Annotated in this window: 15 protein-coding genes; 9 read left to right on the plus strand and 6 right to left on the minus strand. The window is 68.6% G+C overall.

Annotated elements, in window-relative coordinates; translation table 11 throughout:
* Positions 1 to 22 precede the first annotated feature (22 nt).
* The 4 genes from AB0368_RS07035 to AB0368_RS07050 are packed head-to-tail and all read left to right on the plus strand — an operon-like array spanning position 23 to position 6907.
* Positions 23 to 1552 (plus strand): FAD-dependent oxidoreductase, encoded by a 1530-nt coding sequence (locus tag AB0368_RS07035; RefSeq protein WP_366152850.1) that lies wholly within the window; start codon positions 23 to 25, stop codon positions 1550 to 1552.
* Positions 1553 to 1569: 17 nt separating this feature from the next.
* A complete protein-coding gene (locus AB0368_RS07040; RefSeq protein WP_366152851.1) occupies positions 1570 to 2784 on the plus strand; it encodes a sugar efflux transporter in 1215 nt (404 codons plus the stop codon).
* On the plus strand, positions 2781 to 4385 hold the full coding sequence (locus tag AB0368_RS07045; protein WP_366152852.1) for a PIG-L family deacetylase: 1605 nt from the start codon (positions 2781 to 2783) through the stop codon (positions 4383 to 4385). The genes AB0368_RS07040 and AB0368_RS07045 overlap by 4 nt, the downstream gene beginning before the upstream one ends.
* Positions 4382 to 6907 carry a glycoside hydrolase family 3 N-terminal domain-containing protein gene (locus AB0368_RS07050; protein ID WP_366152853.1) on the plus strand — a complete coding sequence of 842 codons (2526 nt, stop codon included), beginning with the start codon at positions 4382 to 4384 and terminating at the stop codon, positions 6905 to 6907. The genes AB0368_RS07045 and AB0368_RS07050 overlap by 4 nt, the downstream gene beginning before the upstream one ends.
* 117 nt (positions 6908 to 7024) lie before the next feature.
* Here AB0368_RS07050 and AB0368_RS07055 read toward each other — a convergent pair whose 3' ends face one another.
* Positions 7025 to 7156: a DUF952 domain-containing protein gene (locus tag AB0368_RS07055; protein WP_366152854.1), complete on the minus strand. Its 132-nt coding sequence runs from the start codon at positions 7154 to 7156 to the stop codon at positions 7025 to 7027.
* 23 nt (positions 7157 to 7179) lie between these two features.
* Between AB0368_RS07055 and AB0368_RS07060 the strand changes: the two genes are divergently transcribed.
* A complete protein-coding gene (locus AB0368_RS07060; RefSeq protein ID WP_366152855.1) occupies positions 7180 to 7326 on the plus strand; it encodes a hypothetical protein in 147 nt (48 codons plus the stop codon).
* A gap of 405 nt (positions 7327 to 7731) precedes the next feature.
* Here AB0368_RS07060 and mycP read toward each other — a convergent pair whose 3' ends face one another.
* From mycP to AB0368_RS07075, 3 genes are read right to left on the minus strand one after another with little or no spacing between them, the layout of a single operon-like run.
* Entirely contained in the window at positions 7732 to 8871 is a 1140-nt protein-coding gene (mycP, locus tag AB0368_RS07065; RefSeq protein ID WP_366152856.1) for a type VII secretion-associated serine protease mycosin, read from the minus strand.
* Positions 8868 to 10319, minus strand: a complete 1452-nt coding sequence (locus AB0368_RS07070; RefSeq protein WP_366152857.1) for a hypothetical protein — start codon at positions 10317 to 10319, stop codon at positions 8868 to 8870. Before AB0368_RS07070 ends, mycP begins: the two co-directional genes overlap by 4 nt.
* A gap of 28 nt (positions 10320 to 10347) precedes the next feature.
* Positions 10348 to 10758 carry a hypothetical protein gene (locus tag AB0368_RS07075; RefSeq protein WP_366152858.1) on the minus strand — a complete coding sequence of 137 codons (411 nt, stop codon included), beginning with the start codon at positions 10756 to 10758 and terminating at the stop codon, positions 10348 to 10350.
* 645 nt (positions 10759 to 11403) lie between these two features.
* Here AB0368_RS07075 and AB0368_RS07080 point away from each other — a divergent pair.
* The 4 genes from AB0368_RS07080 to AB0368_RS07095 all read left to right on the plus strand — a co-directional run bounded on the left by AB0368_RS07080 (position 11404) and on the right by AB0368_RS07095 (position 14031).
* Entirely contained in the window at positions 11404 to 12015 is a 612-nt protein-coding gene (locus AB0368_RS07080; RefSeq protein ID WP_366152859.1) for a hypothetical protein, read from the plus strand.
* 78 nt (positions 12016 to 12093) lie between these two features.
* Positions 12094 to 12819 carry a hypothetical protein gene (locus AB0368_RS07085; protein ID WP_366152860.1) on the plus strand — a complete coding sequence of 242 codons (726 nt, stop codon included), beginning with the start codon at positions 12094 to 12096 and terminating at the stop codon, positions 12817 to 12819.
* A gap of 25 nt (positions 12820 to 12844) precedes the next feature.
* Entirely contained in the window at positions 12845 to 13255 is a 411-nt protein-coding gene (locus AB0368_RS07090) for a hypothetical protein (protein WP_366152861.1), read from the plus strand.
* Positions 13252 to 14031: a hypothetical protein gene (locus AB0368_RS07095; RefSeq protein ID WP_366152862.1), complete on the plus strand. Its 780-nt coding sequence runs from the start codon at positions 13252 to 13254 to the stop codon at positions 14029 to 14031. Before AB0368_RS07090 ends, AB0368_RS07095 begins: the two co-directional genes overlap by 4 nt.
* Before the next feature lie 465 nt (positions 14032 to 14496).
* Here AB0368_RS07095 and AB0368_RS07100 read toward each other — a convergent pair whose 3' ends face one another.
* Together AB0368_RS07100 and AB0368_RS07105 are read right to left on the minus strand one after the other, a co-directional pair.
* The gene (locus AB0368_RS07100; protein ID WP_366152863.1) at positions 14497 to 14901 is read right to left on the minus strand and encodes a VOC family protein; all 405 of its coding nucleotides are present in this window, start codon (positions 14899 to 14901) and stop codon (positions 14497 to 14499) included.
* Between the two features lie 314 nt (positions 14902 to 15215).
* Positions 15216 to 16202 carry a serine hydrolase gene (locus AB0368_RS07105; RefSeq protein WP_366152864.1) on the minus strand — a complete coding sequence of 329 codons (987 nt, stop codon included), beginning with the start codon at positions 16200 to 16202 and terminating at the stop codon, positions 15216 to 15218.
* Positions 16203 to 16376 lie beyond the last annotated feature (174 nt).

The raw sequence follows: 16376 nt of genomic DNA on the forward strand, positions 1-16376 counted from the left end.
TGTGCCGAAAGGATACGACCGAATGCGCATCGCGATCGTGGGAGCCGGCCCCGCCGGTCTCACTTCGGCCAAGCAGGCGCTGGCCGAGGGCCACGAGGTAACCGTCTACGAGAGCACGGACGACGTCGGCGGGATCTGGAATCCGGGTGCGGGTGGCGCGTACGAGAGCGTGCGCATGCAGAGTTCCCGGCTCAGCTTCCCGTTCAGCGACCATCCGCCGCCCTTCGACGACGACTTCCCGACGCTCCGGCAGGTGCATCAGTACCTGCGCGGCTACGCGGAGCGTTTCGGCGTCCTGCCGCTGGTCCGGTTCGGCTCCCGAGTGACCCGGATGGTCAAGGACGGCGCGGAGTGGTCCGTGACGGCGGAGACCGGCGCGGCGGCGAGCACCGGCGCGTACGACGCGGTGATGGTGGCCAGCGGGGAGCTTTGGCTGCCGCGCATGCCGGAGTTCCTGCCCGCGCCGTCGACCGGAGTCCGGGTCCTCAGTGCCAAGGATTACCGGAGCCCAGGTGCGCTCGCCGGTGCGAAGGTGCTCGTGGTCGGCGGCGGGGTCAGCGGCGCCGACATCGCCTCCGAACTGGTCGGGGTGGCGACGACGGTGAAGTGGTCGGTGCGGCACCGGCAACTCTTCCTGCCCCGCATGTGCGGCCACGTCTACAACGACGAGCTCTTCTCCTACGTCGGGCGGGTCGGGGTGGAGGACATGTCGTACGCCGCGTGGCTGGACTTTCTGGGCGAGCTCATGCCCGAATACTTCGCCGCCTACCGGGCCAGCGGGCTGCTGCCCGACGAGGGCTTCCACCACGCGGTGCACATCAACGACACCATCATCCCGGCCGTGGCCGCCGGCTCGATCGAAGTCCGGCCCGCCTTCGACCGCTTCGAGCCGGACGGCACCGTCGTCTTCACCGACGCCTCCCGGGAACGGTACGACGCGGTCGTGCTCTGCCTCGGCTACGGCCTGCCGGACTACAGCTTCCTGGCGGACTTCCGGCGGGAAGACCTCTACGAGCACCACGTTTACTGGCGGGACTCCTCGCTCGCGGTCGTCAACACGCCGGTGGACACCGAGGCGTTCGGGACGGCGTGCCCGTACTTCGAGGCGATCGCGGGGTGGGTGCTGTCCGTCTGGTCGGGCAAGACCGAGCTGCCGGCGCCCGCGGCCATGGCGTCTTGGTGCGAGCAGCACATGGGTGACCTGCAAGACCGCCGGTACTTCGACTGCTGGCTCTGGACCGTACGCCTCGGGTTGGAGAGCGCGACGCTGCCCGACCCGGCCACGGCCTTCACCGACTACTGGAACGTGGTCGCGAGCGTCACCGCGCCGGACAATCTGCGGCCTACCGGGGCGATCGCGCGACCTGCGCCGTACGACAAGATCGTCGATCTAGTCGGTCTGAAGCACCGGGTGCTGGCCTCACTCGCGCCCCGGGTCCGGGACCGGCTGTTGAACGACGGTCAGATCACCTCCGGCGAGCACAGGGCCGCAGCCGCCGTACCCCCGGATCGCGTCCTCGCGCCGAGCCTGCCCTACCGGGAGCGCCGGTGAGCGCCGGGGAACCACCTGTGACCGTCGGGGAACCCGCGGCGACCACCAACGACGTCGCGGAGCGCGGCCGGTTCCGGCCAGCTCGCGACGGGGCGCTGGCCAGCCTGGTCGGCTCCACCCTGATGATCGACACGGCCGGCGCCATGGTGGTCACGTCGATGAGCCTGTTCCTGACGGACGCCGTCCGCGCGACACCGCTGATGGTCGGCCTCTTCTTCGCCGGGCGGGCGATCTCGGAGATCGCGACCGATCTGGTGGTCGGCGTCTTCTCCGACCGCATCGCCAGCCGCCGGCGGCTGCTCGCCGTCTGCGCGCTGTTCTCCGCGGCGGGCGCGGCCAGCTTCCTGTTGATCCGTGACTACTACGTGCTGTTCGCCTGCGCGGCGGTGTGCTTCGGCATCGGCGGCGCGACCTTCTCCCAGCTGTTCGCGTACACGCGGGAATTTGCCGAGTTCCGCGGCGCGGACGTCTCGTTCTTCAACTCGGCGATCCGGGCGGTCACCTCGGCCGCCTGGATCATCGGTCCGCCGCTCGGCCTCTTCCTGGTCGGCCAAGGCGGTTTCAAACCGCTCTACGCCACGGCGGCAATCCTGTACGCGGTGCCGGCCGTCCTCTGCCTCGCGGGCCTGCCGGACGTCCGTAAGCAGCGCCCCGAGGTCACGGGGAAACGAAAGCGCCCGTTCGCCGGGCTCACCCGGCAGTCCGGCCTTCTGCTCGCCGCGATCGTCGTGATGCTGACGATCAACATGATGTACCAGATCGACATCGCTCTGTTCGTGACAAAGGAACTAGGGTTCGGTGCCGGGTTCGCGGGCATCCTGCTCGGGCTCGCCTCCGCCTTGGAGATCCCGATCATGCTGCTCGTCGGGTCCCGGTCGACGAGGTTCGGCAAGTGGCGCCTGGTCGTCGTCGCCTCGCTGGCGGCAGCTCTCTTCTTCGCCTTGTTGCCGCTGGCCACGAGCGCGTGGCAGCTCCTGGCCCTCCAGGTGCTGAACGCCGGGTTCACCGCGATCGTGCTCAGCATCCCGGTCGTGATCCTCCAGGACGCCATGCCGGACAGACCCGGCGCCGCCTCCGCCCTCTACTCCGGCGCCTTCAAGGCCGGCGCCTTCCTCGGCGGGGCGATCGTCGGCACGGCCACCACCGCACTCGGCTTCGCCAACATCTTCTGGGTCAGCGCCGGACTCGCGCTGCTCGCCACCTCACTGCTCATCCTCGGGAGACGCCCATGACCGGCAAGCTCGCCTGCAGTGTCGTCGTGCCGACCTACAATCGGTCCGAACTGCTCCGGCTCACGCTCGCCTCGCTGGTCGCGCAGTCGATCGGCACCGCCGCGTTCGAGGTCCTGGTCTGCGACGACGGCTCGTCAGACGACACCGCGGACGTAGTGGAGTCCTTCCAGGACCGCCTCGACCTACGTCACCACTACCAACCGGACGAGGGCTACCGCGCCGGCCAAGCCCGCAATCTCGGGATCGCCGACGCCCGCGGCGAGGTCTGCGTCATGGTCGACGCCGGGGTCATCCTGCACAGCGAGGCGCTACGGGCGCACCTGGACAGCCACCGCCTCTCGCCCACACCGGTGGCCGTGGTCGGCTATGTGTACTGCTTCAACGAGAACAACGAGGACGCCGCGGAGATCGTCCGGGAAGTCGACCCGGCCGATCCGGACACCGCCATCGCGGCGATGCGCCAGCAGGGCCGCTGGCTGGACATCCGCGAGGCGTACTACGCGAAGTACACCGACGACTTCGGCGACCTGCCCGCCCCGTGGGTGCTCTTCTGGGGTTGCAACATCTCGGCCCGTACCGACCGGCTGCGCGAGGTCGGCATGTTCGACGAGGCCTTCCACTCGTGGGGCGGCGAGGACGGGGAGCTGGGGTACCGCCTCTGGCGCTCCGGTGCCCGGCTGGTACTCAACCGGGAGGCCGCCGCGATTCACTGGCCACACCCCAAGGACTACGCACAGAACATGGCCGACGCAGCCGCCAACTACCGCTATTTCGCGGCCAAGGCTGGTACCCCGATCACCCAGCTCGCCACCAACCAGCACTTCCTCGAGCTCAATGACGTGGCGCGCGAGCGTGGCCTGCCCTCTGACGAGGACTTTTTGTCGGGGCGCTCGAACCACCTGGTGGTGGTCTTCTCCCCGCACCCCGACGACGAGGTGATCGCCTGCGGTGGCACGATCATCAAGAAGATCGCGGAGGGTCACCGCGTCAAGATCGTCTTCAGTACGGACGGCGCCATGTCCCACCAGGCGGTGCTCGGCCTCGACGAACCCTCCCCCGCGGAACTCGTGGAGATCCGCACCAAGGAGTCGCTGGCCGCGGCTGCCGCCATGGGCGTTGCCGCCGGTGATGTGCACTTCCTGGGGTTCCCGGACACTCACCTGGTTGATCACCAGCCGGCCTTCCGGGCCGCGGTGAGCGAGTTCCTGGCTGCCAACCAGGACGTAGTCGAGGTCTATCTGCCGCACGACGTGCTCGAACTGCACGCGGACCACCGCCTTACCGGGGAGAACGTGCTGCGGAGTCTCGTGGGCACGGGCCTGGTTCCCCTGGTACGCAAGTACGTCGTCTGGGACGAGCACGCCGAGAAGGAGTTCGACTTCACCAACCGCGAACCGTCGAACCGTTTACCCGACACGACCGAGCGGATGGTCCATTACGACATCGCCGAGCACCTGGGACGCAAGTTGGCTGCGTTGCGTGAACACCGCACCCAGGTCGAGCTCTACACCCCGGCGCAGACCCGGCCGGTGGTGCCGGAATCATTCGTCCAGCGGGTCTGCGGCCGGCCCTTCGAGTCGTTCTGGACCGTGACCGCATGACCGGCAGGCAGACCGTGCAACCGTTGCCCTATCTCCCCGACTGGCCCGCAGTCACCTCGGCAGTCCCCCGCGACGCAGGCGACGAGGAGACGATCCGCACCCTGCTCGCCCGGATGACTCTGGAGGAGAAGGTCGGCCAGCTGATCCAGCCGGAGCTGACCCAGCTTCGGCCGGAGGACGTCCGCGACTACAAGATCGGATCGGCCCTCAACGGGGCCGGATGCTGGCCGGGCGGCGACCGCCACGCCTCGGCCAGCGCGTGGCGCGACACCGTCGAGACGTTCCGGGCCGCCGCCGAGGAGGCATACCGAGACCGGCCGTTCCGGATCCCTTTCGTGTGGGCCACCGACGCGGTCCACGGGCACAACAACGTGGCCGGCGCGACCGTCTTCCCCCACAACATCGGCCTCGGCGCGGCGGGCGATCCAGGGCTGCTGCGCGGTATCGGGCGGGCCACCGCCGAGGAGGTCCGGGCGACCGGGATGGGCTGGACGTTCGCGCCGACCGTTGCCACGCCACGGGACCGCCGGTGGGGCCGCTACTACGAGGGCTACTCGGAGGACCCGGCCATCGTCGCCCGGTACGCCCGAGAGGTGGTCACCGGGCTGCAGGGCGACGCCGCCCACCTCCGGTCCGGCGCCGGCGTCATCGCCACCCTCAAGCACTGGGTGGCGGACGGCGCCACCGAGTTCGGCGCCGACCGTGGCACCGCCAAGTGCTCTGAGGACAACCTGCGCAACATTCACGCCGCCGGGTTCCTTTCCGGCATCGAGGCCGGCGCCCAAGCAGTGATGGTTTCTTTCAGCAGCTGGGCTAACCCGGCCAACTACGACCACACGCCCGGCCGGGCGACGCCCTACAACCACAAGGTGCACGGCAGCCGCTATCTGATAACCGACGTGCTCAAGGACCGCATCGGCTTTGACGGCATCACGATCAGTGACTGGGACGCGCACGTCGAGGTCGCTGGCTGCTCGGAGAGCGACGGCGGATATTCGTTCCTGGCCGGCCTCGACGTCCTGATGGTGTCGCAGCGCGACGCATGGCAGTCGCTCTACCGAACCACGATCGGGCAGGTGCGATCGGGTGTCATTCCGATGTCGCGCATCGACGACGCCGTCACCCGGGTGCTGCGGGTCAAGCTGCGCGCCGGCCTCTTCGACCGCGACCCTGGCGCCGCGCCCGCTGACCCGGTCGGGGTGCTGGGCAGCCCGGAGCACCGGCGACTCAACCGCGAGGCCGCCCGCAAGAGCCTCGTGCTGCTCAAGAACGCGGACGGCGTCCTGCCTCTCGCGCCCCACGGCCGGATGCTGGTAACCGGAAGCGGCGCGGCATCGCTGAGCAAGCTCACCGGCGGCTGGACCGTGACCTGGCAAGGCGACGACATAGAGGCGGCCGACCTGCCGGAGGCCCGGACCGTCGCCGCGGCCCTGCGCGAGCGGATCCCAGACGTCACCGTCGACCCGCTGCTGACTGAGGCCGATCCCTCGGCGCACCACGTCGCCGTCGTGGTGTTGGGGGAGGACGCGTACGCCGAGATGCGCGGCACGATCCGGCGGTGGCGGTCGGCTGCCTACGCCGACCTGAAGCTCTCCTACGCCCGGGACCTGGAGATACTACGTCGGCTCCGTGCTGCCGGCAGCACGATCGTGACCGTGATGCTGACCGGCCGGCCGCTCTATGTGACCGAGGAGATCAACCTGTCCGACGCGTTCGTCGTGGCCTGGCTGCCTGGCGGTGAGGGCGGCGTCGCCATCGCGGAGATGCTGTTCGGCGCGGAGGACTTCCAGGGGCGACTGCCGTGCCTCTGGCCGGCGCGCCGAGACTCGGTTGCGGTCAACCGGATCCCCCCGCACATCCCAGGCTATGGGGTGCCGCCCGAGGAACAGACCCACGAGCCGCTGCTGCCATTCGGGTACGGGCTGTCCCTGCTCGACGAGCAGCCGGGCGCCGACGGCAAGCCGCTGCCGCTCGACGAGCGGGCAGGCTCATCGCCGATCGTCCCGGCGGGCGCCCCGATCGAGGTCTCAGGCCCGGAGCACTCGTTCGTCATCACGGGTCACCACACCTGGTCGGGTGTGTCGGTACCCCGGGACCAGCCGGTCGACACACTGATCGTCGCGGCCACCCCGGCGACTTCGCCGAGCGGCGGCCCGGCGCTACGCCTGCGATACAAGGGCCATCCCGCCCTGGTGTACGCCCGTACTGAGACCCGCGAGGTTCGCGACCTGCGTGCGTACGCCCGGAACGGCGGGACGGTTTCGATGGGCATCCGGGTACTGGAACGTCCGGACGCCCCGTTGCTGCTCGCCTGCCACGACGACTATCCGGGTCAGCCAGGGCTCGATCTGCTTCCTCATCTGCATGGCGTCGCGGCGGGCGAGTGGACCACCCTGGAGATTGCCGGCGCCGACCTGGCCCGGGCCGGCATGGACCTGGAGCACGTCGACGTGCCGTTCATGCTCTACTGCGACGGCCGTGGCGAGGTTGAAATCTGCGACGTACGCTGGCTCATCCGGTAGGCGAGTGGACTGCGCCCCTAGCGATCTTTGATCTCCAGGTTCTTCATGATCGAGGCGGGTTCAGGCGACGCGGGGCAGACGGGCGGACCGGTTGTCCGGCAGCGGTAGAAGGCCACCTCATGGGCCCTCGTCGGCGGACCTTCGCGTGGCGGTGCCGAACACCTGCTCCCGGGTGGAGAAGTGGATGTATCCGCTGGCCTGGTCGAACGGCGAGCCGTCGAAGCGTCCGGCGGCCCGAACGGGGCCCATTCGGCCGGCAAGAGGATCTTTAGATGGGCACGACGGGATGCTGGCACACCGTGTCGCGTCGATCAACCGACGGCTACTGCGGTCAGAACAACGAGGCGTTCGCCGCCGCGGAAGAGTTCCTGGTACGCGACACCTGCGCATCAGCTGAGCCGCGACTGGGGTCGCCGTAGCCAGCAGCAGCCCCAGCGCCTGATGGCCCAGCGCCCGGTCTGCGCGCCGGGGGCGGCGCAACGGTCGCGTCGGAGCATGTCCCGTACTGCGACGCCCATGCGCTGCGGAAGGCGCCCCGGCTCGCCCGCCACGGGGGAAGCCGGCGAGACGGGGCACTGACATCGACAATAGCCGTTGCGTTATGACGTCGTCACGGCGGGTGGGTAGTTCGTGGTGCTCGACTCGGCACGCCGCATGACCCCTCGGCCTTATGGGACCAGCAGGACCGGCACAGTCTCTGGCTTCGCTGGAGCCTGACGAAGCGGCGCTCTGCCGTGGGGCGTTGCTGCGCCGCGCAGGCGGCACTGGTACTTCGCCCACGGAATCGCGTGCCGCACGGAACGCCCTATGCGCGACGTCCTTACTCAGTGTCGTCGTCGGCGCATGAGCAGCCAGATGAGGAGCACGCCTGCCAGGACGACGAGGAGCACTACGACGCCAATGGCCACGTAGAACGCTGTGGTGAAACGGAACACCGGGCCGGAGGCGTCGATCGGTGCTGCGGTCGTGGGGGCGGTCGGCGCGGGCACCAACGGCGATGCCGACGCGCTCGGGGTATCCGCCGCGGGAACGTTGACGGTCGTCAGAGCGGACACGAGGTTGAGCGCGCCGTATCCGTACTGGGTGTCGCGACCGGGTGCGCCCTTGTCGGTGGCGGTGGCGGTGATCCGGTGGATGACTTCGTCGGCGGTCGCGTCCGGGTATCGGGAGCGGATCAGGGCTGCGGCGCCGGCCACGATGGCGGTGCTGTCGCTGGTGCCGGTACCGATGCGGTAGCCGCCCGCGCGGTCGGTGGAGATGATGTCGACGCCGGGTGCGGTCAGCATGACTTCCGGGCCGGTGACGCTGACCTTGGCCAGGTTGCCGTTGCGACCGGTCGCGCCGACCGCGAGGACTCCGGGGTAGCGCGCCGGATAGCCGACGGCGATGTCGTCGGGGCGGTTGCCGACGGCGGCCACGACGACGACATCGTGGGCGACCGCGTCCGCGATCGCCTGTTTGAGGGCTGCGAACGTCCCTGTTCCCGCGGAGATCGAAATCACCTTGGCGCCGCGGTCGACGGCCAGACCGATGCCTTTGACGAAGGTGGTGGGGTTAGCGTTTTTGCCGGGCGAGTCGCGGATGGGCAGGATCTTCGCGCCCGGGGCGATGCCGAGCGCGCCGTCTGCGCCGCCCTGGCCGTGACCGTGGGCGGCGATCAGTCCGGCCATCGCGGTGCCGTGCCCGTCGGTGTCCGTCCGTCCGTCGCCTCCCTCGCCGGTGAGGTCGATGCCGGGCAGCACGGTGCCGGCCAGGTCGGGATGCTTGGCGTTGACCCCGGTATCGATCACAGCGACGGTGACGCCCTCACCGGTGCTTATCCGGTGCGCGGCGCCGACGTCGAGCGTGCTCAGGTGCCATTGCCGGTTGCGGGTGGAATCGGCGACAGCGGGTGTCGAGGCGAGTAGGACGCTCAGCGCACCCGCCGCGCAGGCAGTGACCCAGCGAGGCCGGCGTGTCCTCACCGATGGAGTCCGATGATCCCGGGCCCGGGGTCGACGGTGTCGGCCGGGTCGGGCTCGATCACGGGTGCCACGCCCTCGCTGACCGCCCACGGGTTGTCCGGATCCCAGTGCCGGCCCTGGTCGGTATCGGAGCGGCCAGTTCGGCGGCCGTGCGCCATGCCCGTCACGCCCGAGTTCGCCGATGCAGTACCGCTGGTTCCGCTCGGACCGCGCTGCGCGCCGATGACGCTGCCGGCCGGGTTCGCGCGTGGGGCGCCGATCGCACCGCCGCTTGGGTTCCCGCGCTGGGAGCCGATGACACCGCCGACCGGGTTGACGCGCTGCACGCTGGCGCGTGGGCCTCCGAGTTGGCCCGCGCGTTGCTGGGGTAGCCCGGTGACGCCCTCGATCCGGCCGCCGGGCGGCAACGCGCGGACGCCCGCACCACCTGTGCTACCGCCGATGCCGGTGCGTGCTGCGCCGGATACGGTCGTGCCCAGTGGCGTCCGCGTGCCGCTGATACTCCCGGGCAGCAGCGTAAGACCGGATACCGCGGGTATCGCGGGCAGCGGAGTCGAGCCAGGCAGCGGTGCCGGGCCGGTCACCGGGGGCGGGAGGAGAGTCGGCGGGGCAGGCGGCGGCGCTATCACGCCCGACAACTGCGGCCCTGTTGCCCTTGCTGGCGGCTGCGATGCACCGCCGCTCGGTATATCGGCATCGCTCAGAGTGGGATGCGATCCGGTACCCGTCGCCGTGCCGCCGTCTCCGCCGGCGCCGCTCTCCACGTGACCGGGCGCCGTCAGGTGGGCGCGAGTATGCGCGGGAGGATCGATGTTCGGTGGCCGCTGTGCCCCGCCACCGGTCGAACCGTCTCCCACGAGCGTGCCGTCGTCCTTCCCCGCTACCTTTGGCGAGAGGTATTCCGGCGGGGTGGTCATGTTGACGCTGGCGTCGTGGGCGGCGCCACTGAGGGTGTCCATCGCCTGACGGGCCTGCTGCTGCAACTGGTCCTGCCTACCGTCGTCCACGGGCGGTGAGGTGAACAACTCGGCGGCGCCCTTGGCGACGAATCCCGCGAGCGGTCCCTGCACGACCGACACCCCGGTGCTGACCGCGTTGACCTTGTCGTTGTAATCGGCGATCTTCGCCTCGTTGCTGACGTACTCGCTGTGCAGCGTTTCCAGCGTCGTGTGCGCCTGATCGATCGCCTCGGTGACGTGAGCGATCTGTACCGCATTGGAGATCGCCGCCTCCGCGGTCTGCGTCACGGCGTTGAGGAGCCGATCCAGCTCGAGCAGGTACGCGGCCGAGGCGGCGTTCTGGTCGGGCGGCCACTTCGCGGCGAGCTGCGCGCGGAAGCCCTGCAACGCGGTCCAGTGCCGGTCGAGCATCTGCTGTGCCCTCGTCCACGCCTGGATCTGCTCGTGGCTCTGCCCGAGTGTCTGCTTCGCACCCGCGACCATCGCCAACAGCTGCGTGATGTCGTACGACGAATACTCACTCACCGGTAACCGCCCCCGTGCTCGCCGTGTCGGTTCCGGAATCCGGCGGGGTGTAGCTGATGACCTGCTGCACATCCGTGACCCGGGTCGCGGAGAAGGCATCCGCGTCGCCGTAGTCACGGGCGATCACGTGAGCGGCGTCAGCCACCGCCTGACTGCCGAGATCCAGGTTGAACAAAGCGTCCAGCGTCGCCTGGATGTTGACGCTGTACTTGTCCTGCAAGGCGACCCAGCTGCTACCCGCGATCGGCCCGCCGATGCTCGCGCCGGGCTGCATCGCGTCGTGGATCGGTGTCACCTGGGTGCGGAAGCTCGTCTCGAGCTCCTGACGCATCGCCTCGGCCACACTCTTCAAACCGTCGATCTCGACGCTGATCTGGCGCATCAAAGCTTCGGCCGGCAACATCGCAACCCCTCCCCGCAGGTGGCAGCGCAGACATGGAGATGCGTCATGGTACCGGAGCACGAGCTGCGGTCGTCTCTCATGACGGTGTGCAGAGGCGCCCTTGCGCCACGCTATGCCGCATCAACTGATTCGGATGGTTCACGACGGCCAGATCCCGGGATGAGTAACTCATCGCTGTCCGGTGCACGGTCACCGTTGTTGAGTGGTCGGCTTGATTCGTGCGCCAGGCAGTCTCGTCCCATGGCGTGGACGTCTCCGTTCGAGGTCGACGCGGCGTCGATGAAGCGGTGCGAGGCCGATTTGCGCTGCTGCAAGGAAGAACTGCGCAAGCGGACGAGCGGCAGACTGACGGATACGCAGAGCGCGGCGAGCTGCCCGCTTTTGTCAAGAAGTGGCACAGGATCGCATCCGGCAGATCCACGCTGTCCGCGCGGCGCGACCGTCGGCGAGACTCCCGGGTGGGACAGCTCTCTCCTCTGGAGGCTGCCAGTCGAGCAGTTGGTCACCGTCCGGCGGCGACCGTACGTCGTCTCCGGCTACGTAGTGTGATCACTATCTAGACGGTCGAAGCCGTGGTCCCGAGGGGTACGCACGTTCGGTGGCGCAAGGACGCCGTGTTCGGCTGGCGTCTGCCATCATCGACGCGTGCAGCCCCCGACGTCTCGCTACGAGTTCTCGTACGGCTTCAAGAGCAGCCGTTCCACCCGCCTGATCTTCCTCACCCTCGGCGGCCTGCTCGCCGTGCTCGCCGCCGGCTGTCTGGGCGGGATTCTGGGCATGGTCATCGCGTGGCTGGTCGAGGCCGGCACCGGAAAGGGCGACAGCGACCTGATCGCGATTCCGGTCATCCTGGTGTCCCTGCTGGCGGGCGGAATGATCGTCTGGCTGGTCGTGAACATCCTGGCGGTGGCCAAGACGGGCGCGTGGCTGGAGGGGACGCGGCTGACGGTCCGGCAGCGGCGCTCCCGCACGGTCGATCTGGCCCGTGCACGGTCGGTGTCGATCCAGCCGAGCCGGTTGCGGTGGAAAGAGCGTCGGGCCGGTGAGGTCACGGCCTCCGGCGACCTTGTCCCCGAGGTGGTCGTGACCGCGGATGACGGCGTACTGCGGATGCGGCTATGCGATGGTGAGCGGGCCCCCTTGCCTCCGCAGGATCTGCACATTCTCGCCGGCGTCTTGGCTACGGTCCACGCAGCTGGGGCAGCTGAAGTGGCGCAGCATCTGCAGGTGATGGCCACGGGGCGGCCGCCCGCTTGAAATATGGCGGGCGGCCGCCGAGGGCGCTGACCTGCTAGCTTTCGCGTTTGACGTCATTCAAGGCCGAAGGTGAGGCGGATGGATCTCGAGGGTGATCTGCGCCGGTTACAGGGTGCGGCGGAGCAGGCGGCCTGGGCGACTGACACCACCGGCATCGTCGGCGTCGGGCACGACGAGTCGGGGCTGATCCGCGCCGAGGTCGACCACGCCAACGCTCTCCAGCGGCTCGAGATCGGGGCCCGTTGGTGGCAGAGCATCGGCCCGGACGCGCTCGCGGGCGCCGTGCAGCACGCGTATGACGCGGCCTGCCAGGACCGGCTGCAGGCATGGGCTGAGCGCACCGAGGCCCGCTCCGGCCCCGATAGCCCGCCTTCCCCGGCGCCGGATCCGCTGCGCGGCGCCGGCCCGGGACGCCGTCCGGCACCGGGCTGGGAGGAACAGGCCGACGAGTTGCGGCGAACCCTCGACGCCTTGCGGCAGGCCCGCGCGGAGCTGCGGCAGCTCAGGCAGACGGTGGAGGACCAGGCACGCCAGGAGACCGTCGGCCGCGATCCGCGGGAGCGGGTGACGGTAACCGTGGCCGGCGGACGGATGACCGCCTGCCAGTTCAGCCGCCGTTGGCTCAACGAGCAGCCGACCGGCCAGGCCGTGGCAGACGGCGTACGTGACGCGCTCCATCAGGCCTACAGCGCCGTCGCGCAACAGTCGGCCGCGGCCATGGCCACCATGCCGGCGCTCGCCGCCGCCCGCGCCGCCGCGGCCGATCCCGTGGCGATGTTCCGCCGCCTCGGCATCATCGACTAGGCCGCGCACCACCACGGGAGGACAAATGGCACCGCCGCCGGACAAGGACCAGGTCACCGTCGCCTACGAGGCGATCGAAAAGGACGTCTACAAATGGGTCGGTATCGCCTCGGTTATGGAGAACGCGGCCCAGCATGCGAAATCACTGGGGCTGACCGGTTTCGAGATCGGCTACATCCCGATGGAGAACGGCGTCGGTGAGAAGTACAACCAAGTACAGGAGACCATGATCTCCATGCTCACCCAGGGCGCCGCGGCCATGCACGAGATCGCCGACGCGCTCATCAAGGTACGCGAGGACTACGAACGTACCGACCAGGGCGCGTCCCACGGAGTGCACAAAGCGGGTGGCCAGGGGCTGCAGAGCGGGGCCCACAGCGGCCTAGGGAGTGGGCCGGCCGACCACGGGCTGCAGAAGGCGAAGGAGGGCAATTGAGCTCGCGCGACCAGGGCTACGTCGAGGGACTCTACGAGGACCTGATGAACGAGATCAACGAGGCGTTGGACGACCTTCAGAAGGAGGCGAACGAGTTCGCCGAGAAGATGAACGACGTCATGCGCTGGCTGCCCGGACCGGTGTGCTCCGGGATGGTCTTCGCCTGGAAGAAGTTCCTCGAGAGTTACAACAAGGTCTTCGACCAGACCCAGAAGTTCCTGGCACAGCCGGGCTCTCCACCGGCGCTCTTCCGCATCGGCGGCTACTGGGACTCCTATGTCGGCGCGCCGGTCAGCAACGTCCAGGCGGAAGCGACAGCCTTCGGCATGAAGGCCGACAACGCCTGGACCGGCACGGCGGCCAGGGCGTACGGCGACTCCGCTGAGGCGCAGGGACGCGCGCTCGCCGGCATCAAACCAATGGCGGAGGCGGTACAGGACGCGCTCAAGGATCTGGCCTGGGGCCTGATCGCGTTCTGGACGGCAGTCGTGGCCGCCATCGTCACGTTCATCGCCGGCATGATCGTCGCAGCCGGGCTCCTGGCGTCGGTCCTGGGCGCGCCCGCCGCCCCCGTGGACGCGGGCGGGACCGCACTGACTTGCCTGGGCCTGCTCACCGCGGCCGTCGCCGCCGCCCTCGGGTTCGCCGAGAAGGTCAACGGCAGCCTGGTCGGCCTACAGCAACAGCTCAGCGACAACACCGGCATGGTACGAGAAGGCGACCAGTACGTCTGGCCCCGGCTCGACAACAGCGGCACCTGGCAAATCGCCCAGTAGCCCCCACCAAGTACCGGCGTCATGGGGGCAAGGCACCGTGACTATCTCCGCGGGTTCGGGGCTCTGGCGCGAACATCCTGATTAGTCTTGCGGCGAAGATGGGTGCCGTTACCGTGGGGTGATGATCGACCTCCAAGTACGTGAAGCTGGAACAACGCCAGAACGGCACCGCCGACGGCGACCCCGCGTCACCTGACCGCACATCATCCTGCTCGTCGACGACTACGACATCTTCACCGCCGCGCAACCGCTGGCCGCGTTGCAGCCCCACCTCGCCGCCGGCGACGACCTGCGCTTCCACGCCACCGTCGCCCGCCGGGTGGCCGGATCCTCCCGCGGGCTCTGCGAGCCGTTGCTGCACTAGTTCGGTCTCCAGACCTCCTTGCAGTAGGCGATGGAGGCGGACCGGTGCGCGTCCTGTTTGCCTGGTCGACCAGGCGGTGCAGGGGTCACGGCCGCTGGCCTTCAATGCAGGCAGAACTCGTTGCCTTCTGGGTCGCGTAGCACGTACGTCAACGGTCCCCGATCGCTGTGCGTATCGATCAGCTGAGCGCCCAGACGCGCCAGTCGCTGGACCTCCGCCTCCTTGCGGTCGTCGTCGACGTGGACGTCAAGGTGAACCCGGTTCTTAGCAATCTTGCCTTCCGGAACACGCTGGAAGAAGAGCCGCGGCTCGATACCCGTCGGGTCAGTGCAAGCCGCCACGTCCCTGAACGCCGAGCGGCCATCGACCATGATCCTGTGATCCGCAGGCATGCGACCCTCAGCGACCAACTGATCAACAAGTTCGGAGTGATCCTCGACGGCAGAGCCGAGAACCGTCGCCCAGAAAGCAGCCTGGGCATGCGGGTCGGCACAGTCGAACGTCACCTGAGACCTCATAACCGACGATCGTGCCAAACCTTCCGGTCAAGGGATGACCGCAATGGAGATTCGTCAAGACCCACGACAAGCCACCGCAGCGGACCGTGCGCTCGACGCACCGACGTGCCTTGCTACTACACCTCCGCCACGGAGCCGTCCGTCGACGCGGGGGTATACGAAAACGCGTACGCCTCCACCGGCTACGAAGGCGTCGGCACGCTCCTTGAGCTTCTTCTTTAACCTGTGGGGGCGCTCAAGGCTGAGCCGTGGCGGGGGATCCTTATCAGGGGTGACGAGCGGCTGGCCAGTGAGCGCGACAGTCATGCCATAGCGGGGAAGATGACCTGCTCCAGCACCGCGAGCGGGGTTCGCCATTGGTCGGGATCGTCGTAGTTGCCGGCGGTGATGGCCACGGTCAGGTTCAAGTCGGGCAGAATGAACAGGCGTTGGCCGCCGTTTCCGTTGGCGGTCAGCACTCGATGATCACCGATGGACTCGATGTACCAGTGGTAGCCGTACTGTGCGTCCCATTTGGTCTGTAGTCGTGGTTGAGTCATCTCACGGATCCAAGCGGCCGGGACGATGCGTTGATCGTCCCAGACCCCCTCGGCCAGGACCAACTCGCCGATTCTGGCCAGGTCACGCGGTGCCATTCGTAGCCCGGAGGCGGCAGAGGCCACCCCATCTGCACCGGACATCCACTCGAAGCCACCGATGCCCAGCGGCGCGAACAGCGTCGTCTGCGCGTACTGCGACAGCGTCTGCCCGGTGCCGTCGGTAATCAGTCGACCGAGCAGCGCTGTGGCCCCGCCGCAGTAGGTCCATCGGCTGCCGGGCCGCTCAAGGATCGGCCGCTGCAGGATGTAGCGGTACCGGTCCGGAGCCAGCTCCATCGCGATCTCGGCGTTGGCCGGACTTGTGTACGGGAGATCTTCGCTCCATTCCAGGCCCAACGACATCGTCAGCGCGTGCTCGACGGTCAGCGCGGCGCGCCCGGGATCGGTCGCCAGGTCGGGGTACTGCGGGAACCGCGGCAACAGCGGCTCCGCCGGTGGTGGGACCAGCCCTTCGCCGAGCGCGATTCCGTACAGCAGTCCGGTGACGCTCTTGGTGGCGGATCGAAGGTCGTGCAACGTCTCGGGCCCGAATTCAACGACGCCCAGCGATTTGCCCCAAGCGAAGTCCTCGCCGCTCCCGTAGTACTCCAACACGGTTTGGCCATTGCGAACCGCCACGATGCCGTGCAGGCCGCCAACCTGTCCGGCGTGGACTGCTTGGTCAAGGCGGCCACGCCATTGCTTGGTCACAGACACTCCAACGTCGGGGCGGCATCGACAACACTCGTTATACCGGAACCTCCGCACACGCGGAGCACGGCAACAGAACCGTCATGTTCCGCGTGATTTCGTCGGCCAGTATCAACTCTCACTCCTGAAGCAGCCGAGGCCTGTTGCGCGTGGCGGCGAGGAACGTCGCTAGCT

The sequence above is a fragment of the Actinoplanes sp. NPDC051475 genome (genome assembly GCF_040689425.1).
GTDB lineage: Bacteria > Actinomycetota > Actinomycetes > Mycobacteriales > Micromonosporaceae > Actinoplanes.